This window comes from Streptomyces sp. NPDC029041 (genome assembly GCF_040637515.1).
GTDB lineage: Bacteria > Actinomycetota > Actinomycetes > Streptomycetales > Streptomycetaceae > Streptomyces.
Map to the genome: position 1 here is coordinate 126,803 of NZ_JBEZWO010000016.1, position 22,432 is coordinate 149,234.

2 protein-coding genes are annotated in these 22,432 nt (G+C 75.0%); both read left to right on the plus strand.

The window, feature by feature from the left end; translation table 11 throughout:
* Positions 1-101 precede the first annotated feature (101 nt).
* On the plus strand, positions 102-7,895 hold the full coding sequence (locus tag AB0F04_RS32800; RefSeq protein WP_362048363.1) for an amino acid adenylation domain-containing protein: 7,794 nt from the start codon (positions 102-104) through the stop codon (positions 7,893-7,895).
* Complete coding sequence (locus tag AB0F04_RS32805) at positions 7,892-22,426, plus strand: amino acid adenylation domain-containing protein (RefSeq protein ID WP_362048366.1); 14,535 nt, start codon at positions 7,892-7,894, stop codon at positions 22,424-22,426. The genes AB0F04_RS32800 and AB0F04_RS32805 overlap by 4 nt, the downstream gene beginning before the upstream one ends.
* Positions 22,427-22,432: the final 6 nt, after the last annotated feature.

Genomic DNA, 22,432 nt, shown 5'->3' on the forward strand with positions numbered 1-22,432 from the left:
GCACCGCATCAGGTCCGGGTCAGCGTGCCGTCAAGGCATCCCGCGAGGCTGAGCCGGTACTGCGCCGACCAGCAGCGGACGGCCCGGACTTTGGGGGAAGAGTGCCTGTTCCCGTTCCCGACGACGCGCGCCTGCCGCTGACGGCGGCCCAACTCGGCATCTGGTTCGCCCAGGCTCGGGACCCGCGCAGCCCCGTCTACAACACCGGCGAATACGTCGAACTCACGGGCCCGCTGGACGCGGACCGCTTCGAGCGGGTGCTGCGCGAGGTCATCGCCCGCACCGACGCGCTGCGGCTGCGCTTCCACACCGACGCCGAGGGGACGGTCACCCAGAGCGCCGACCCGGACCCCGCGTTCACCGTCCACCGCGTCGACGTCAGCGCGGCCGCCGACCCGGCCGCCGCCGCCGACGCCTGGATGCGCGACGTCATCGCCCGCCCCCTCGACGTCACCGCCGGCCGGCCCCTGTTCACCCAGGCGCTGTTCACGCTGGGGGAGGGGCACCACGGCTGGTTCCAGCACGTGCACCACCTCCTCCTCGACGGCGTCGGCTTCCGGCTCGTCGCCGAGCGGGTCGCCCGTGCCTACACCGGGACCGACGGCCCCCTCGACGGCTCCGTGAGCGAGCTGACCGCCGCGGAGCAGGCGTGGCGCGACTCACCCGCCCACGACCAGGACCGCGCCCACTGGCTCGCCGCGCCCCGTACCGTGCCCGTGACCCTGGCCGGGGCCACCGCGCCCGCCGTGCCGCACGCCCGGCGGCGCACCGCATTCCTCGGCCCGCGGGTGCTGGCCGGCCTCCACACCGTCGCCGCCGCCGCCGAGACGGCCTGGCCGGTCGTCGTGCCGGCCGCCGTCGCCGCGTATGTGCAGTGGCTCACGGGGGAGCAGGGCATCACGCTGAGCATGCCGGTGGCCGCACGCCTGACCCCGCCGGCCCGCCGCGTCCCCGGCACCGTCGCCCATGTGCAGCCCCTGTACGTCGAACCGCGGCCGTCCGCCCCGCTCGTCGACCTGGTCGCCGCCGTCCGCGACGCGCTGGTGCCCGTCCTGCGCCACCAGCGCTGCCCGCAGGAGGAGGTGCGCCGCGAGCTCGGTCTGGTGGGCGCGGCCTCGCACGGCCCCGTCGTCAACGTGATGCCCTATCAGCGGGCCCTGGACTTCGGCAAGGTGCGCGCCGCGGTGCACCCGGTGTCCACGGGACCCGTCGACGACCTGAAGTTCTCCTTCTACGAGGAGCCCGGCGACGCCGGTCTGCGCATCGACCTCGAGGCGAACCCGGACCTGTACGGCGAGGCCGACACGGATGCCCACCTGGAACGCTTCACCCGCTTCCTGCGCGCGCTGGCCGAAGCCGGCCCCGATGTGCCGCCGGCCCGGCTGCCCGGTGAGGAACAGCCGCCCGACGGCGCCGCCCCCGCGGCCCCGGCCGCCGGCGACACCCTGCACGCCCTGTTCGCGGCCCGTGCCGCCGCCACGCCCGGCGCCGTCGCCGTCACCCACGAGGGCGAGCACCTCACCTACGCCGAACTCGACGCCCGGGCCAACCGCCTGGCCCACCACCTCCGCACGGCCGGCGCCGGGCCCGGCCGACTCGTCGCCGTCACCCTGCCGCGCTCCCTCGACCTGGTCGTCGCGCTGCTCGCCGTCCTGAAGTCCGGCGCCGCCTACCTGCCGCTCGACCCCGACTACCCGGCCGACCGGATCGCGTGGATGCTGCAGGACGCCCAGCCCGTCCTGGTGCTGGGGCCCGAGGCGATGGCCCGGGACCTCAGCGGCCACCCGGACACCGACCCGGGCGCGGCCGTGGGCACCGGCCACCCCGCGTACGTCATCTACACCTCCGGCTCCACCGGCCGGCCCAAGGGCGTCGTCGTCCCGCACGCCAACGTGGTGCGGCTGTTCTCCGCCACCGACCACTGGTTCGGCTTCGGGCCCGACGACGTGTGGACGCTCTTCCACTCGTACGCCTTCGACTTCTCCGTCTGGGAGATCTGGGGCGCCCTGCTGCACGGCGGCCGTCTCGTCGTCGTCCCGTACACCGTCAGCCGCTCGCCCGGCGACTTCCTCGACCTGCTCGCCCGCGAGCGGGTCACCGTGCTCAACCAGACCCCTACCGCCTTCCACCAGCTGGACACCGCCGACCGCGAGCGCGGAGCCGACGCGCCACCCCTGGCCCTGCGCCACGTGGTGTTCGGCGGCGAGGCGCTGGAGCCCGCACGGCTCGCCGACTGGTACGCGCGGCGCGGCACCGCCGCCCGGCTGGTCAACATGTACGGCATCACCGAGACGACCGTGCACGTCACCTGCGCCCCGCTCGGCCCCGAGCACGCGGTTGCCGGCACCGCAAGCCTCGTCGGCGGCGCCCTCCCCGACCTCGGCACCCGGGTCCTGGACGCGGCACTGCGACCCGTACCGGCCGGATTCACCGGTGAGCTGTACGTGTCCGGGGCCGGTCTGGCCCACGGCTACCTGCGCCGTCCCGCCCTGACCGCCGAGCGCTTCGTCGCCGACCCCTACGGACCGCCCGGCTCCCGCATGTACCGCACCGGCGACCTGGTGCGCCGCCTCGACGACGGCACCTTCGCCTACCTGGGGCGCGGCGACGACCAGGTGAAGATCCGCGGCTTCCGCGTCGAACTCGGCGAGATCGAGAACGCGCTGGCCGCCCACCCCGGCGTGGCCGAGGCCGCCGTCACGGTCCGCGAGGACCGGCCGGGCGACCAGCGGCTCGCCGCCTACGCCGTGCCCGTCGCCGGCCGCGCTCCCGAACCTGCCGACTGGCGCCGGCTGCTCGCCGCGACCCTGCCCGCGCACTGCGTGCCCGCCTCCTTCACCCCGCTCGACGCGCTGCCGCTGACCGCCAACGGCAAACTCGACCGGACCGCGCTGCCCGCCCCCCTCACGCCTGCGGACGACACCGCGGAGGACCGGGAACTCCCCGCCGGACCCGAGGAGGAGACGCTGCGCCAGGTCTTCGCCGACGTCCTCGGCCTCGGCGGCGGTGCCGGGATCGGCGGCAGCAGTGACTTCTTCGCCCTCGGCGGGCACTCCCTGCTGGCCGGGCGGCTCATCGCCGCCGTGCGCGAGCGACTCGGCGTCGAACTGACCGTGCAGGACCTCTTCGAGGCCCCGACCCCGGCGGCGCTCGCCGCCCGCGTGGCCGGCGCCGCCCGCGCCGCCCGGCCGCCCCTGCGCCCTGTGCCCCACGGCGACGAGCCCCCCATGTCCTACGCGCAGCACCGCATGTGGGTCCTGCGCGAGGTCGAAGGGGCGGCGCCCACCTACAACATGCCGCTCGCGCTGCGCGTCACCGGTCCGCTGCACCGCGGCGCGCTGCGGGAGGCCCTGCGCGACCTCGTCACCCGCCACGAGAGCCTGCGCACCGTCTACCCCCGCGGCGAGCGCGGCGCCGCCCCGCGGCTGCTGCCGCCCGAGGAGGCCGGACCCCGGATCGTCGAGTCGGAAAGCGAGCCGGAGGAGCTGCCCGCGGCACTCACGGCCGCGGCCCGCACGCCCTTCGACCTCGACCGCCGGCCTCCCCTGCGCGTGCACCTGTTCGCGCTGCCCGACGGGGACACGGTGGTGCTGCTGCTGATGCACCACGTGGCCGGGGACGGCTGGTCGCTGCGTCCCCTGCTCGCCGACCTGTCCACCGCCTACCGCGCCCGGCTCGCCGGGCACGCGCCCGACTTCCCGCCGCTGCCGGTGAGCTATGCCGACTTCGCCGTCTGGCAGCGCGAACTGCTCGGTGACGAGCGGGCCGACGACAGCCTCGCCGGACGCCAGCTCGCCTACTGGGAAAGGACCCTGGCGGGCCTGCCCGACCAGCTGGACGTCCTCGCCGACCGGCCCCGCCCGCCGGTGGCCGAACACCGCGGCGGCTCCGTCCCGCTCGGCATCGACCCCGCACTGCACGCCAGGATCGACGCGTTCGCCCGTGACCGGGGAGCCACCTGCCACATGGTGCTCCAGGCCGCGCTGGCCGCCCTGCTCACCCGGCTGGGCGCGGGCACCGACATCCCCATCGGCTGCCCGACCGCCGCCCGCCCCGACAGCGCCCTCGACGGCCTGGTGGGCTTCTTCGTCAACCCTGTCGTGCTGCGCACGGACACCTCGGGCGACCCCTCCTTCACCGAACTCCTCGCCCGCGTCCGCACCGCCGCCCTGGGCGCCTACGCCCACCAGGACGTGCCGTTCGACCGCGTGGTGGAGCGTCTTCAGCCCGAACGCTCCGCCGCCCGCCACCCACTGTTCCAAGTGGTCCTGTCCTACCAGGACTTCGAGGCCCCTGCCGAGCTGAGCGGCCTGCACGTCCGGCGCGAGCCGGTCGACTTCGGCGTGGCCAAGTTCGACCTCACCTTCAACCTCGTCGAGCACCGGACCGACTCCGGCCGGTTCGCCGGGATCGACGGCGATCTCGAGTACGACGTCGCGCTGTACGACCGGACCACCGCCGAAGCCGTCGTACGCCGCCTCCTGACGTTGCTGGAGGCGGCCGTCGCCGACCCGGACGCCCCCGTCGGCGGGCACGACCTGCTCGACGCCACGGAGAGCGAACTGCTCGCCCACTGGAATGACACGGCCTGCCCCGTCCCGGCCGGCGGGCTCGCCGAGCAGTTCGCCGCGCAGGCCGCCCGCACCCCCGACGCCGTCGCCGTCGTCGACGACGGCGGCCGCGCCCTCACCTACGCCGAACTCGACCTGCGGTCCGGGCGGCTCGCCCGCCGGCTCGCCGCGTCCGGCATCGGCCGCGAGTCCGCCGTCGCCGTCCTCCAGCAGCGCTCGGCCGACCTGGTGGTGTCCCTGCTCGCCGTCGCGCGCGCGGGCGGCTTCTACGTGCCGCTCAACACCCGCTACCCGGCCTCCCGGATGCGCCTGATCATCCGTGACGTCGGCGCGCGGGTGCTGCTCACCGACAGCGCCACCGACGCCGAGCACGCCTGCGCCTCCTGGGCGGGCGACGCCGAGGTGCTGGTCGTCGACGCGCTGCCCGACGAGGGCGACGCGCTGCCCGTCGTCCCCGTGCACCCGCACCAGCTCGCCTACGTCATGTACACCTCCGGCTCCACCGGCGACCCCAAGGGCGTCGCCATCACGCACGGCGATGTCGCCGCGCTCGCCGCCGACCGCTGCTGGCGCACCGGCAACCAGGAACGCGTGCTGCTGCACTCCCCGTACTCCTTCGACACCTCCCAGTACGAGCTGTGGGTGCCGTTGCTGTCCGGCGGCGCCGTCGTCGTCGCACCGCCCGGCGACCTGGACACCCGGGCCCTGGAGAGGGCGATCGTCGAGGGCGGGGTCACCGGCATGTGGCTCACCTCCGGCCTGTTCAACCTGCTGGCCGAGGAGTCCCCGGGCTGTTTCACCGGCGTACGCGAGGTGTGGACCGGCGGCGACGTCGTCTCGCCGGCCGCCGTCAGCCGGGTGCTCGACGCGTCCCCGGACACGATGGTCGTCGACGGCTACGGGCCGACCGAGGCCACCACGTTCGCCACCCACCACTTCATGCGGGCGCCCTGGCAGCAGGAGACCACCGTCCCCATCGGCACCCCCCTCGACAACACCACCTGCCACGTCCTCGACGACCGGCTGCGCGCCGTGCCGCCCGGCGTCACCGGCGAGCTCTACATCGGCGGCGCCGGACTTGCCCGCGGCTACCTCAAGCGGCCCGGCGCCACCGCCGAGCGGTTCGTCGCCGACCCGTTCGCGTCCGCCCCGGGCGCCCGCATGTACCGCACCGGCGACCTCGTACGGCGCCGTCCCGACGGGGTCCTGGAGTTCCTCGGCCGCGCCGACCACCAGGTCAAGGTGCGCGGCTTCCGCATCGAACTCGGGGAGATCGAGTCCGTGCTCGGCGCCCACCCGCACGTCGCCCAGTGCGCCGTGCTGGTGCGCGAGGACCGGCCCGGCGACAAGCGGCTGGTGGCCTACGTCGTCGCCGCACCCGGCGCCGGAGCCGACGCGGCCGCGCTGCGCACGCACGTCGCGGCCGCGCTGCCCGACTACATGGTGCCCGCCGCGTTCGTGGGCCTGGACGCGCTGCCGCTCACGCCCAACGGCAAGCTCGACCGGCGGGCCCTGCCCGCCCCGGACTTCGGCGCCGCCGACGCGGCCGGCCGCGCACCGCGCACCCCGCGCGAGGAACTGCTCACCGTGCTGTTCGCCGAGGTGCTCGGCGCCGGCAGCGTCTCCATCGACGACAGTTTCTTCGACCGGGGCGGCGACAGCATCATGGTCATCCAGCTCGTCGGCAAGGCACGCCGCGCCGGGCTGGCCCTGAGCGCCGCGCAGATCTTCGAGCACAAGACGGTCGCCGCGCTCGCCACCGTTGCCGAGTCCCTCGCCGAGGAGTCCGGCCCGCCCGGGCAAGGCGCCCTCGCCGCGGCGGCGACCGGCGAGGTGCCACTCACCCCGATCATGCACTGGCTGCGTGAACGCGGCGGCCCCGTCGAGGCGTTCAGCCAGTCCATGGTGGTCGCGGTCCCGCCGGACCTGGGCGAGGCCCGGCTGGTCGAGGCGGTGCGCACGCTCATCGGCCACCACGACGTGCTGCGCGCGGTGTTCTCACGCGGGGACGGCGCCGACGGCGCCTGGTCCATGCGCATCGACGCCCCCGGCGGGGTACGCGCCGAGGACTGGGTGCGCCGCGTGGACGCCACCGGTCTGGACGACGCGGCGCTGCGCGCCCTGGCCGCCGAGCAGGCGGCCGCCGCCCGGGACCGGCTCGACCCGTTCGCCGGCCGCAACGGCCAGGCCGTCTGGCTCGACACGGGCCCCGGCCGGCCCGGGCGGCTGCTGCTGACCCTGCACCACCTGGTCGTCGACGGCGTCTCCTGGCGCATCCTGCTGCCCGACCTCAAGGAGGCATGGGAGGCGGCGGAGTCGGGCGCCACGGGCGTCCTGCCGCCCGTGGGCACCCCCTTCAGGGCCTGGGCGCACCACCTCGCCGCGGAGGCCGCACGCCCCGCCCGCAGCGCCGAACTCACTTTGTGGACACAGGCGTTGGCGGGCGGTGGCGCCCCCGTGACCGTACAGCCGCTCGACCCCGCCCTCGACACCGCCGCCACCGCCCGCAGCCTCAGCCTCGACCTGGACACGAAGACCACGTCCGCGTTGCTCACCACCGTCACCGCCGCGTTCCACGGGCGCGTCGACGACGTGCTGCTCACCGCGTTCGCGCTCGCCGTCGCCGACTGGCGCCGGCGCCGCGGCCTCGGCGACACCGACGCCGTCCTCATCGACCTCGAAGGGCACGGTCGTGAACCCGGCGACAGCGGCGCCGAACTCTCCCGCACCGTCGGCTGGTTCACCAGCATGTACCCCGTCCGTCTCGACCCCGGCCCCCTCGACCGCGCCGACGCCCTCGCCGGCGGCCCCGCCGCCGGACAGGCCGTCAAGCGGATCAAGGAGCAGCTGCGGGAGATTCCCGACGGCGGCATCGGTCACGGGCTGCTGCGTCACCTCGACGTCCGCTCCGGCCGCAGCCTCGCCGCGCTCGCGCCGCACGGCACTCCCGCCCTCGGGTTCAACTACCTGGGCCGGTTCCCGGGCGAGGACGGCGGCCTGTGGACCGCCGCCCCCGACGCCGACGCGATCGGCGACGGCTCCGGCCCCGGCCTGCCGCTGGCGCACACCGTCGAGGTCAACGCGCTGACCCGCGACGAGAGCGCGGGCCCCCGCCTGCGGGCGGTGTGGACCTGGGCGGGCCGGCTCCTCGACGAGGCCGCCGTGCGCGACCTCGGCGAGAGCTGGTTCCGCGCCCTCGACGCCCTCGTCACTCACGCGATGCGTCCCGACGCGGGCGGCATCACCCCCTCCGACCTGTCCCTGGTCGCGCTCAGTCAGGACCAGATCGACCAGCTCGAAGCCGCTTGGAAGGTAGCCCGATGACGCAGTCCGGACTCGCCGACGTCCTGCCCCTGTCCCCGCTCCAGGAAGGTCTCCTCTTCCAGGTCACCTACGGTGCCGAGACCGAGGGCACGGACGTCTACACCGTCCAGATGGTCTTCGAGCTGCGCGGCCCGCTCGTCGAGGACGACCTGAAGGCCGCCGTCCGCACCCTGCTGCGCCGCCACCCCAACCTGCGCGCGGGCTTCTGGCAGCACAACGTCGAGCGGCCCGTGCAGTTCGTACCCCACGAGGTGCCGCTGCGCTGGCGCACCCGCGACCTCACCGGGCTGGGCGAGGAGGACCGCGAGCGCGCCGTCAGCGCGTACGTCGACGACGACCGTGCCGAGCGCTTCGACCCGGGCGCCCCGCCGCTGATCCGCTTCGGCCTGCTCGCCCTCGGCCCCGACCACCACAAACTCGTCCTCACCACCCACCACCTCCTCCTCGACGGCTGGTCGATGCCGCTGCTCGTGCGCGAGCTGTTCACGCTGTACGGGCAGTCGGGAGACGACGCCGGCCTGCCGCCCGTCACCCCCTACCGCGCCTACCTGGGCTGGCTCGCCGAACGGGACGACGACGCGGCCCGCTCGGCCTGGCGCACCGCCCTCGCGGACCTGGAGGGGCCGAGTCTGCTCGCGGGCGCCGGAGCCGGCCGGGGCGCCGCCGCAGGCGCGGCCCTGCCCGGCCAGATCTGGCACGAGACCGACGCCGCGACCACCACGAGGCTCACCGCCGTGGCCCGCTCCCTCGGCCTCACCCTCAACACCCTGGTCCAAGGCGCCTGGGCGCTGCTCCTCGGCCATGAACTGGGCCGTGACGACGTCGTGTTCGGTGCCACCGTCGCCCACCGCCCGCCGGAGATCCCCGGCATCGAGTCGACCATCGGCATGTTCATCAACACCCTGCCGGTCCGGGTCCGCGTCCGCCCCTACGAGACGCTCGGCGAGCTGCTGGGCCGCGTCCAGCGGGAACAGGCCGCTCTCATCGAGCACCGCCACCTGTCCCTCACCGAGGTCCAGGCAGCGGCCGGCACCGGCGAACTCTTCGACACCGTGGTGGTGTTCGAGAACTACCCGCTCGACCCGGCCGTCCTGCGCGCCGAGTCCCGGGGCCTGCGCCTGGCGGGATTCGAGGTCGGCGACGCCACGCACTACCCGCTGAGCCTGCTCGCCATCCCCGGCGAGACCCTCCGCTTCCGTCTCGACCACCGCGGCGACGTCCTCGACGAGGCGGGCGCGCGGCGCCTGCTGCGCCGCCTCGACACCCTGCTCGACGGCGTCGCCGAACACGGCGCCGACCAGTTCGTCGGCCGCCTGAACCTGCTGCCCGAGGACGAACGCCGGCTGGTCGTGGAGGACCTCGACGCGAGTGGCGGCCCGGCCCCGCGGCGCACCCTGCCCGCCCTGTTCGAGGAGCAGGTGGCCCGCACCCCCGACACCACGGCCCTCGTCGTGGGAGCGCAGCGCCTGACGTACGCCGAGCTGAACACCCGCGCCAACCGGCTCGCCCGCCACCTCGTCGAGCGCGGCGCGGGCCCCGAGCGCATCGTCGCGCTGCGTCTGCCCCGCTCCCTCGACCTGTACGTGGCCCTCCTCGCCGTCCTGAAGACCGGCGCCGCCTACCTCCCGGTGGACGTCGCCCTGCCGGCCGAGCGCATCGCGTTCATGATGGACGACGCCCGGCCCGCCGCCGTGCTCACCGCCGAGGACATCGGCCCGGACCTGTCGACCCACGCCGGAACCGATCTCACCGACGCCGACCGCACCGCGCCGCTGCTGCCGCAGCACCCGGCGTACGTCATCTACACCTCCGGCTCCACCGGCACCCCCAAGGCCGTCGTCATGCCGGGCGGCGCCCTGGCCAACCTGCTGGCCTGGCACGGGCGCGAGATACCCGGCCGCGCGGGCACGGCCGTGGCGCAGTTCACCACCATCGGCTTCGACGTCGCCGCCCAGGAGATCCTCGGCACCCTGCTCCACGGCAAGACCCTCGTCGTCCCGGCCGAGGACGTGCGACGCAGCGCCGAGCAGCTCACGAACTGGCTCGACACCCACGAGGTCGCCGAACTCTACGCGCCGAACCTCGTCATCGAGGCCGTCGCCGAGGCCGCCGCCGAAACGGGCCGCACCCTGCCCGCGCTGCGCCACATCGCCCAGGCCGGCGAGGCACTGGCGCTCGGCGCCACCGTGCGCGCGTTCGTGGCCGCCGTGCCCGGCCGGCGGCTGCACAACCACTACGGGCCCGCCGAGACCCATGTGATGACCGGCACCGCCCTGCCCGAGGACCCGGCGGCCTGGAGCGAGATCGCCACGATCGGCGGTCCGATCCCCGGCGCCCGCGCGTACGTCCTGGACAGCGCGCTGCGCCCGGTGGCGCCCGGCGCCGTCGGCGAGCTGTACCTGGCCGGGGCGGGCCTCTCACGCGGCTATCTGAACCGGCCCGTGCTGAGTGCGGCCCGCTTCGTCGCCGACCCGTACGGCGCTCCCGGCACCCGGATGTACCGCACCGGCGACCTCGCCCGCTGGACCGCGGACGGGCAGCTGGAGTTCGCGGGCCGCGCCGATCACCAGGTCAAGATCCGCGGCTTCCGGATCGAGCCCGGCGAGATCGCGGCGGCGCTCACCGACCTGCCGGCCGTCGCCCACGCCGCCGTCCTCGCCCGTGAGGACCGGCCCGGCGACAAACGGCTCGTCGCGTACGTCGTCCCGGCGCACGGCCCCGTCGACCCCACCGCCCTGCGCGCCCGGCTGGCCGAGCGGCTGCCCGAGTACATGGTCCCCGCCGCGATCGTCGTCCTCGACGCGCTGCCGCTCACGCCGAACGGCAAGCTCGACCGGGCGGCACTGCCCGCGCCCCGGGTGAGCACGGCACGGCGCGGGCCGCGCTCGCCTCGTGAGGAGATCCTGTGCACCCTCTTCGCGGCGGTCCTGAACGTCCCGCAGGTCGGCATCGACGACAACTTCTTCGACCTGGGCGGGCACTCGCTGCTCGCCACCCGGCTCATCAGCCGTATCCGCACCGTTCTCGGCGCCGAGGTCTCCCTGCGCGACCTGTTCGAGGCGCCGACCGTCGCCGGGCTCGGTGACCGCCTGGACGGCGCGGCGGGGGCCCGCCCCGCCCTGGAGCCCGCTGCCCGCCCCGACCGGTTGCCGCTGTCGCACGCCCAGCGCCGCCTGTGGTTCCTGGGCCGTCTGGACGGCCCCAACAGCACGTACAACATCCCGCTGGCCCTGCGGCTGCGCGGCGACCTGGACCGGGCCGCACTGCGCGCCGCCCTCGCCGACCTGAGCGCCCGCCACGAGACGCTGCGCACCCGCTACCCCAGCCACGCGGGCGAGCCCTACCAGCACATCGTGCCGCCCATCGAGGCCGTGCCCCCGCTCGACGTCGTGCCGGCCGAGGAGGCCACACTCGCCGACCGGCTCTGCGAGGCCGCCGCCCGGCCCTTCGATCTGACGCGCGAACTTCCCCTGCGCGCCACGCTGTTCGAGCTCGGCGAGCACGAGCACGTGGTGCTCCTGGTGGTGCACCACATCGCGGGCGACGGCTGGTCCCTGGCGCCGCTCACCCGTGACCTCGGCCGCGCCTACGCCGCTCGCCGCGCCGGCCGGGCCCCCGGCTTCGCGCCGCTGCCCGTGCAGTACGCCGACTACACGCTGTGGCAGCGCGACCTGCTCGGCGACGCGGACGACGCGCAGTCGCTCCACGGCGCCCAGCTCGCGCACTGGCGTGAGGCGCTGAAGGGCTCACCCGCCCACCTGGAGCTGCCCACCGACCACCCCCGGCCCGCCGTCGCCAGCCACCGCGGCGAGACCGTGCCGCTGCGGATCGGCGCCGAGCTGCACGAGAAGCTGACCGCGCTCGCGAAGGCCGGGGACAGCAGCCTGTTCATGGTGTTGCAGGCCGCGTTCGCGGCGCTGCTGACCCGGCACGGCGCGGGCACCGACATCCCGGTCGGCAGCCCGATCGCGGGCCGCACCGACGACGCCCTCGACGACCTCGTCGGCTTCTTCGTCAACACGCTGGTGCTGCGCACCGACACCTCCGGCGACCCCACCTTCGCCGAACTCCTGCAACGAGTACGGCAGTTCGACCTCGCCGCATACAGCAACCAGGACCTGCCGTTCGAGAAACTGGTCGAAGAGGTCAACCCCGAGCGCACCCTCGCGCGCAACCCGCTCTTCCAGGTCGTCCTCGCCCTCCAGTCCATGCCCGCCGCCGACCTGGCCCTGCCCGGCCTGGACGTCGCCGCCGAGCCGGTCCGCGTCGGCTTCGCCAAGTTCGACCTGGGTCTCGCCGTCGTCGAGGAGCACACCGCCGACGGCGCCCCGGCCGGTATCCGCGGCGACTGGGAGTTCAGCACGGAACTCTTCGAGCGCACCACCGTCGAGGCGCTCGGCGAGCGCCTGGTGCGGCTGCTCGACGCGGTCGCCGACGACCCGCGGCGCACGATCGGCTCCATCGATCTGCTCGGCGCCACCGAGCGCCACCGGCTGCTCGTCGGCTTCAACGCCACGGCGGACGGCCCCGCCCCGCGGGAGACCACCCTCACCGCGCTCTTCGAGGAGCAGGCCGCCCGCACCCCCGACGCCACCGCCCTGGTCATGGGGGAGCGCTCGCTCACCTACCGGCAGGTCGACTCCCGCGCCAACCGGCTCGCCCGCCACCTCGTCGCGCAGGGCGCGGGACCGGAGCGGATCGTCGGCCTCAGGCTGCCCCGCTCCCTGGACCTGATCACCGCGCTGCTCGCGGTGTGGAAGTCGGGCGCCGCCTACCTCCCCATCGACCCGGACTACCCCGCCGACCGCATCGCCCACATGTGCGCGGACGCCCGCCCGGCGCTCGTCCTCGACGCGCTGCCGCCGGACCTGGCCCGCTATCCGGACACCCGCCTCACCGACGCCGACCGCCGCGGCCCGCTGCTGCCCCAGCACCCCGCGTACGTCATCTACACCTCCGGCTCCACCGGCCTGCCCAAGGGCGTCGTGGTGCCGCACCGGGCCGCCGCCGCCACACTGCCCGCGCAGGCCGCGGTCTTCGGCCTCGGCCCGCACAGCCGCGTCCTCAACTTCGCCTCGATCAGTTTCGACGCGGCGCTGTGGGAGCTGACCTCCGCCCTGCTCACCGGCGCCGCACTCGTTCTCGCAACCCCCGACGAACTGCTGCCGGGGCCCGGCCTGACCCGTCTCGTACGCGACCGGGGCGTCACCCTGATCGCCCTCCCGCCGAGCGCCCTGCCCGCGCTGCCCGGCGACGGCCTGCCGCCCGGCACCGACCTGATCGTCGCGGGCGACGTCACCGCCCCCGACCAGGCGGCCCGGTTCGCCCCCGGCCGGCGCATGGTCAACGCCTACGGGCTCACCGAGACGACCGTGTGCGCCGCGATGAGCGAGCCCCTCGCCGGGGCCGCCGTGCCCCCGATCGGCCGCCCCGTCCAGGGGGCACGCGTGTACGTCCTGGACGAGCGCCTACGGCCCGTGCCGCCCGGCATCACGGGCGAGATGTACGTGGCCGGCGCCGGGCTCGCCCGCGGCTACCTCGGCCGCCCCGAGCTGACCGGCCAGCGGTTCGTGCCCGACCCGTACGCCCTGCTCTTCGGCGAGACCGGCGCCCGGATGTACCGCACCGGTGACCTCGCCCGGCTGCGCGCCGACGGCCAGCTGGAGTTCGCCGGCCGCGCCGACCAGCAGCTGAAGATCCGCGGCTTCCGGGTCGAGCCCGGCGAGGTCGAGGCCGCGCTCACCACGCACCCGTCGGTCGCCACCGCCGCCGTCGTCGCCCGCGAGGACGAGCCCGGCGACAAGCGCCTCGTGGCCTACCTGGTGCGCGACCGGAACGGCGGGCAGCGGGACGCGGCCGCCGGTGCCGAACAGGTCGGCATGTGGCAGGCAACGTACGAACAGCTCTACGAGGCCGAACCGGGACGTGAGTTCGGCGAGGACTTCTCCGGCTGGAACAGCAGTTACACCGGCGAGGAGATCCCGCGCGGCGAGATGCGGGAGTGGCGGGCCGCGACCGTCGAGCGCGTCCTCGCGCTGCGGCCGCGCCGCGTCCTGGAGATCGGCTGCGGCACCGGCCTGATCCTGTCGCAGGTCGCCCCGCACGTGACGGAGTACTGGGGCACGGACCTGTCGTCGAGCGTCGTCGACCAGCTGCGCTCCCACCTGGACGCCCGGCCCCGGCTGGCCGGGAAGGTCACCCTCCGCGCCGCCGCGGCCCACGAGACGGACGGGCTGCCCGAGGGGAGGTTCGACACGATCGTCGTCAACTCCGTGGTCCAGTACTTCCCGAACGCCGGCTACCTGGCCGAGGTGCTGCGTGCGGCCGCCCGGCTGCTCGCCCCCGGCGGCACGATCTTCCTCGGCGACATCCGCAACCTGCGGACCCTGCGCACCTTCCGCACGGCCGTCGAACTGCGCCGCGCGGGCGCCTTCGCCGATCCGTCGGCGGTGCGCCGCGCCGTCGAGCAGTCCCTCGTCACCGAGAAGGAACTCCTCCTCGACCCGGACTTCTTCACGGACCTCGCCGCGTCCGAGCCGCTGCTCGCCGGCGCCGACATCACCCTGCGTACCGGCACCCACCACAACGAGATGAGCCGCCACCGCTACGACGTGACCCTGCGCCGCGCCCCGGCGCCCGGCACCGCCCGCGTCCCGGCCCGCACCCTGTCCTGGGGAGCGGACCTCGGCACGCCCGAAGCGCTCGCCGACGCCCTGCGCGCGGGCGGACCCGTCCGCGTCACCGGCATACCGAACGCCCGGCTCGTACGCGAGATCTCGGCGTGCGAGGCGCTCACCGGGCCCGCGGCCGACCGGGCCGCCGCGCTGCTGGACGCTCCCGTGCCCGCCGGGGCCGTCGACCCCGAGACCGTTCACGCCCTGGGCGCCCGGTGCACCTGGGGAGCCCGGGACGACACCTTCGACGTGTACACGGGCGACGGACCGGCCTACGTCCCGCGCGGCGGCGACCGCCCGCTCGCCAACGACCCCGCCCACGGCACCGAGCTCACCCGCCTCACCGCTGAACTGCGCGACCTCGTCGCCGCCCGGCTGCCCGCCCACATGGCACCCGCCGCCTACGTCCTGCTCGACGCCCTGCCGCTGACGGCCAACGGCAAGCTCGACCGGGCCGCGCTGCCCGCCCCCGACCGGGGCGCCGAGGCCACCGGGCAGGAGCCGCGCACCCGCCGCGAGGAGATCCTGTCCACGCTGTTCGCCGAAGTGCTCACCCTGCCCAAGGTCGGCATCGACCGCAGCTTCTTCGACCTGGGCGGGCACTCGCTGCTCGCGACGCGGCTGCTCAGCCGCATCCGTACCGTGCTGGGCGCCGAACTCGCCGTCCGCGACCTGTTCCAGGCGCCGACCGTCGCCGCGCTCGCCGAACGCATCGACGGCGCCCAGGAGGCCCGCCCGGCGCTGACCGCCCGCACCCGCCCCGACGAGGTGCCGCTGTCCTTCGCCCAGTACCGGCTCTGGTTCCTCCACCGTGTGGAGGGCCCCGGCCCCACCTACAACATCCCGATGAGCCTGCGCCTGACCGGCGACCTCGACCGGGACGCGTTGCGCGCCGCCCTCGCGGACGTCACGGCCCGCCACGAGGCGCTGCGCACGGTCTACCCCGAGCGCGGCGGCGTACCGCGCCAGCAGATCCTGGAACCCACCGCGCCCGCCTTCGAGACCGTGGCCACCACCGCCGGCCGGCTCGACGCGGACCTCGCCGGCGCGGCCCGGCGCGGTTTCGACCTCGCCCATGAACTGCCGCTGCGCGTGACCTTGTTCGAGCTCGGTGAGCGCGAGCACGTACTGCTCCTGCTCATGCACCACATCGCCGGCGACGGCTGGTCGTGGCCGCCGCTCGCCCGCGACCTCACCGAGGCCTACGCCGCACGCCGCGCCGGCCGCGCCCCCGACTTCGCGCCGCTGCCCGTGCAGTACGCCGACTACACGCTCTGGCAGCGCGAACTGCTCGGCGACGAACACGACCCGGACAGCCGCTGCGCCGGCCAGCTCGACTACTGGACCAGCGCGTTGCACGGGCTGCCCGAGGAACTGGAGCTCCCCGCCGACCGGCCGCGCCCCGCCGTCGCCAGTCACCGCGGCGAGACCGTGCCGTTCCGGATCGAGCCCCGGCTGCACCAGCGCCTGGCCGCCCTCGCCGGGGAGCGCCGGGCCAGCCTGTTCATGGTCTTCCAGGCCGCGTTCGCCGCGCTGCTGACCCGGCACGGCGCGGGCACCGACATCCCGGTCGGCAGCCCGATCGCGGGCCGCACCGACGACGCCCTCGAGGACCTCGTCGGCTTCTTCGTCAACACGCTGGTGCTGCGCACCGACACCTCCGGCGACCCCACCTTCACCGAACTCCTGGACCGGGTGCGGGAGGCGGACCTGGCGGCGTACGCCCACCAGGACGTGCCGTTCGAGAAACTCGTGGAGCGGCTGCGCCCGGAGCGCTCCCTGGCCCGCCACCCCCTGTTCCAGGTCATGCTCGCCTTCCAGAACAGCGGCGAGGCCCGCCTCGCGCTGCCCGGTCTGACCGCCGAAGCGCTGCCGGTCGGCGTCGGCGTCGCCAAGTTCGACCTGCACCTGAGCATGGTCGAACAGCGCGCGGGGGACGGGGCACCCGGCGGTGTCCGGGCCGCCCTGGAGTACAGCACCGACCTGTTCGAGCGCACCACCGCCGAAGCACTGGTCGAGCGGCTGCTGCGGCTGCTCGGCGCCGTCGCCGACGACCCCGGCATCACCCTGGGCCGCATCGAACTCCTCGACCCCGCCGAGCGGCGGCGGGTCCTGGAGGACTGGAACGAGACCGAGGCAGGAAAGAGGGCCGCGGATGCGCGCGTACCGGAGCTTTTCGAACACCAAGTGGCGCGTACGCCGACTGCTGTGGCGCTGGTGCACGGCGTCGAGTCGCTGACGTACGCCCAGCTCAACGCACGGGCCAACCGGCTCGCCCGGTATCTCGTCGAGCGGGGCGCGGGCCCCGAGCGGATCGTCGCGCTGCGGTTGCCCCGCTCCCTCGACCTGTACGTCGCCGTCCTCGCCGTCCTCAAGTCCGGCGCCGCCTACCTCCCCGTCGACACGTCCTACCCGGCCGAGCGCATCGCGTTCATGATCGGGGACGCCCGTCCGGCCCTCGTCCTCGACGAGCTGCCCCGGGGCCTGGCGCGGTACGCCGACGACGACCTCACCGACGCCGACCGCACCGCGCCGCTGCTGCCGCAGCACCCGGCGTACGTCATCTACACCTCCGGCTCCACCGGCACCCCCAAGGCCGTCGTCATGCCGGGCAGCGGCCTGGTCAACCTGCTGACCTGGCACGCCCGCCGCTTCCCCGGCGGACCGGGCGTGCGCACCGCCCAGTTCACGGCCATCGGGTTCGACTTCTCCGTGCAGGAGATCCTCTCGCCGCTGGTCACCGGAAAGGCACTGGTCGTGCCGGACGAGGACGTGCGGCAGAGCGCCGAACTGCTCACCGCCTGGCTCGACGAGCAGCAGGTCTCCGAGCTGTTCGCGCCGAACCTGGTCGTCGAGGCGGTCGCCGAGGCGGCCGCCGAAGCGGGCCGCACACTGCCCCGGCTCACCGACATCCTCCAGGGCGGCGAGGCGCTCACACCGACCGAGCGGGTCCGCGACTTCGCGTACGCGGTCCCGGGCCGGCGCCTGCACAACGTGTACGGCCCCGCCGAGACACACGCCGTCACCACCCACACCCTGCCCGCCGACCCCGCCGACTGGCCGGTGTCCGCGCCGATCGGCCGCCCCGTCGACCACGACCGGGTCTACGTCCTCGACAGCGCGTTGCGCCCGGTGCCGCCGGGTGTCACCGGTGAGCTGTACCTGGCGGGCGCGGGCCTCGCCCGGGGGTACCTCGGGCAGCCCGCCCTGACCGCCGCCCGCTTCGTCGCCGACCCCTACGGAGCCCCGGGCACCCGTATGTACCGCACCGGCGACCTCGGCCGCTGGAACACCGACGGGCGACTGGAGTTCGCGGGCCGCGCCGACCACCAGGTCAAGATCCGCGGCTTCCGTGTGGAGCCCGCGGAGGTCGAGGCGGTGCTCACCGCTCACCCGCACGTCGCCCGCGCCGCGGTCCTGCCGCACGGCGACCGGCTCGTCGCCTACCTCGTCACCCGGGAAGGCGCCGACCTCGCGGACGTCCGGGCCCGGCTGGCCGCGCGGCTGCCGGACTTCATGGTCCCCTCCGCCTACCTCGTCCTCGACGAGCTGCCGCTCACCCCCAACGGCAAGCTGGACCGGGCGGCACTGCCGGCGCCGGACGCGCCCGCCGCGTCGGGCCGCGCTCCGCGCGATCCGCGCGAGGAGGTCCTGTGCGGCCTGTTCGCACAGGTGCTGGGAACCGCACAGGTTTCCATCGACGACAACTTCTTCGACCTGGGCGGGCATTCGCTGCTGGCGACACGGCTGCTCAGCCGCATCAGGACGGTCCTGGGCGCCGAGGTCTCGCTGCGCGACCTGTTCGAGGGGCCCACGGTGGCCCGGCTCGCCGAGGCCGTGGCAGCCGCCGAGAGCGGGCGGCGTCCCGCTCTGCGCCCCGCGGCCCGGCCGGCGACGCTGCCGCTGTCCTACGCCCAGCGCCGCCTGTGGTTCCTCGACCGCCTCACCGGCGGCGACCCCGGCTACAACATGCCCGTGGGCCTGCGCCTGACCGGCACCCTCGACGCCTCGGCGCTCAGCGCTGCGCTCGCCGACGTGACGGCCCGGCACGAGACGCTGCGCACCGTCTTCCCCGAGGGCGACGACGGTGATCCCCGTCAGCACGTCCTCGCCCCCGCCGACGCCCGCCCCGTCCTGCACCGCCGCGACACCGGCGAGGACCGGCTCGCCGCCGAACTGGCCGCCGAGGCCCGGTACTCCTTCGACCTCACCGCCGAACTCCCGCTCAGGGCCGTCCTGTTCCGCCTCGGCGAGCGGGAGCACGTGCTGCTGCTCCTGCTGCACCACATCGCCGGTGACGGCTGGTCGCTCGCCCCGCTCACCCGCGACCTGATCACCGCGTACGAGGCACGCGGGCAGGGCCGCGCCCCCGACTTCGCGCCGCTGCCCGTGCAGTACGCCGACTACACGCTGTGGCAGCGCGACGTGCTCGGCGACGAGAGGGACCCGGCGAGCACCGTCGCCAGGCAGAGCGCCTACTGGAAGGAGGCGCTGGCCGCCCTGCCCGACGAACTCCAGCTGCCCGCCGACCGGCCCCGCCCGGCCGTTCCGGCGCACCGCGGCGAGGCGGTCTTCCGCACCCTCGACCCGGTACTGCACCGGCAGCTGCTCGAACTCGCCCGCGCCGGCGGAGCCAGCCTGTTCATGGTGGTGCAGGCCGCGCTGTCCGCGGTCCTGACCCGGCACGGCGCGGGCACCGACATCCCGGTCGGCAGCCCGATCGCGGGCCGCACCGACGACGCCCTCGACGACCTCGTCGGCTTCTTCGTGAACACGCTGGTGCTGCGCACCGACACCTCCGGCGACCCCACCTTCCGTGAACTCCTGGACCGGGTGCGGGACTTCGACCTGGCGGCGTACGCCAACCAGGACGTGCCGTTCGAGAAACTCGTGGAGGAACTCAGCCCCGGGCGCTCCCTGTCCCGGCACCCGCTCTTCCAGGTGCTGCTCGCCCTGCAGAACACCCCCGAGGCCGCCCTGGAGCTGCCCGGCCTGACCGCCCGGCACGAGGTGGTCACGCTCGGAGCCGCCAAGTTCGACCTGACGTTCAACCTGGCCGAGCGGCACACCGACGGTGAGCCCCAGGGGATCGACGCCGTCCTCGAATACAGCACCGACCTGTTCGACGAGGCCACCGCGCAGGCCCTCACGGACCGCCTGATCGCGTTCCTGCGGTACGTCGTCACCCACCCGGACACGCCCATCACCGACGTGCCGATCCTGGGCGCCGGAGAGCGCAGCCTCGTGCTGACCGGCTGGAACGACACCGCGCACCGCCCCGGCCGGGCCGCCGCCGACGCCTCCCTGCCGCAGCGCGTCGCCGAGCAGGCCTCCCGCACCCCGGACGCCATCGCCGTCACCGAACCCCACGGCAGCACGCTCACCTACGCGGAACTCGACGCGCGGGCCGATGCGCTGGCCCACCGCCTCGTCGCCGAGGGCGTCCGTCCCGAGACACCCGTCGCCGTCCTCCAGGAACGCTCGGCGCACCTCGTCGTCACCACACTCGCCGTGCTCAAGGCGGGCGGCGTATACGTGCCGCTGCACACCGGATATCCCGAGGACCGGATGCGGCACGTCCTCGCGGACACCGGCGCGGCGCTGCTGCTCACCGACGCCGTCCACGCCGGGGCCGCCGCCCGGCTCGGCACCCGCACCCTCGCCGTGGACGCCGAGCCGCCCCTCGCACCGACGGCCGGGCGGACCGGCGCACCGGATGTCACCGTCCTGCCGGACCAGTTGGCGTACATCATGTACACCTCCGGATCCACCGGCGTGCCCAAGGGCATCGGCATCACGCACCGCGACGCCATCGCCCTCGCCGTGGACCGCTGCTGGGAGACCACCGCCTCCTCGCGGGTCCTCATGCACTCCCCGTACGCCTTCGACATCTCCACGTACGAGCTGTGGAGCCCGCTGCTGGCCGGCGGCCGCATCGTCGTCGCGCCCCCGGGGGACGTCGACGCGCGGTCCCTGCGGCGCGTCCTGCCCGAACAGGGGGTCACCTCGCTGCTGCTGACCGCCGGGCTGCTCGGTGTCGTCGCCGACGAGGCCCCCGAGGTCTTCGCGGGCGTCAAGGACGTGTGGACCGGCGGCGACGTCGTCCCGTCCACCGCCGTGCGCCGCGTCCTCGAGGCCTGCCCCGGCACCACCGTCAAGGTGCTGTACGGCCCCACCGAGATCACCCTCGGCTGCACCTGGCACCGCTTCACCGAGGCCGACGAGATCCCGGCCGCCGTGCCGATCGGCCGCCCCCTGGACGAGACCCGCGCCTACGTCCTCGACGAACGGCTGCGGCCCGTACCGCCCGGCGTCCCCGGCGAGCTGTACATCGCCGGCGCCGGTCTGGCCCGCGGCTACCTCGGACAGGCCGTGCGTACCGCCGAGCGGTTCACGGCCGACCCCTACGCCGACCTCTTCGACGACGCCGGCGGACGGATGTACCGCACCGGCGACATCGCCCGGCGCAGCGCCGGCGGGACCCTGGAGTTCCTCGGGCGCGCCGACCAGCAGGTGAAGATCCGCGGCTTCCGCGTCGAACCGGGCGAGATCGAGACGGCGCTCGCCCGCCACCCCGGCGTGACCCGGGCCGCCGTCGTGGCCCGCCCCGGGCCCGGCGGGGACAAGGTGCTCGTCGCCTACGTGGTGGGCGAGGCGGTCCACGCCGACGAACTGCGCGCCGACCTGGAGCAGTCGCTGCCCGACTACATGGTCCCGGCCGCGTTCGTGCCGATGACCGCCCTGCCGGTGACCCCCAACGGCAAGCTCGACCGTGCCGCGCTGCCGGAACCCGCATGGGGCGGTGGCAGCGGCCGGCTGCCGCGCGGGCCGCGCGAGGAACTGCTGTGCCGGCTGTTCGCCGAGGTCCTGGACACCGAGCGGGTCGGCATCGACGACAACTTCTTCGAACTCGGCGGACACTCCATGCTCGCCACCCGGCTCGTCGGCCGCATCCGGGCCCGGCTCGGCGTCGAGGTCGGCGTGCGGACCCTCTTCGAGGCCCCCACCGTGGCCGCGCTCGCCGCCCGTGTCGACGGCGGCTCACCGGCCCTGCACGACCCGTTCGGCGTGGTGCTCCCGCTGCGCGCCACGGGCAGCGGGACCCCGCTGTTCTGCGTCCACCCCGCCGGCGGATTCGGCTGGATCTACTCCGGCCTGCTGCGCCACATCGACCCCGAGCAGCCGCTGTACGCGCTCCAGGCCCGCGGCCTGAGCCAGGAGGAGCCGCTGCCCGCCGACATCGACGCCATGGCCCGCGACTACGCGGAGCACATCCGCAAGACCGTGCCCGAAGGCCCCTACGAGATCCTCGGCTGGTCCTTCGGCGGCCTCGTCGCCCACGCCGTCGCCACCCGGCTGCAGGACGAGGGTGCCGAAGTGAGCCTGCTCGCCGTCCTCGACGGGTACCCCGACGCCTACGACGGCACCGAGCACGAGGTGGGCGAGGAACAGGTCCTCGCGATCCTGCTCAACGCCGCCGGCGTCGACCGGGTCGAGGCCTTCGGCGACGCGCCGCTGGAACGGGCCGCCGTCCTGGAGCGGCTGGGCGAGACCGGCAGCGCCCTGGCCAACCTCGACGACGCCTCGGTCAGCCGCATGGTCACGGTCTTCCTCAACAACACGAGGCTCATCGCGGACTTCCGGCCGCGCCGGTTCGACGGCGACCTGGTGTTCTTCGGCGCCACCGTCGGCCGCACCGACCCCGGGCTCACACCGGACACGTGGCGGCCCTACCTCACCGGCCGCATCGAGGAGCACCACCTGGACACCGACCACGCCGGGCTCGCCCGGCCCGAGGCACTGGGCCGGATCGCCCGAACCCTGGCGGATCGCCGTGCCCCGCGGGCCGCCGACTGAACGATC

Bases quoted from the DNA above. Each gene is read 5' to 3' on its own strand.
- AB0F04_RS32805 (WP_362048366.1), top strand. From the start codon at position 7,892: ATGACGCAGTCCGGACTCGCCGACGTCCTGCCCCTGTCCCCGCTCCAG.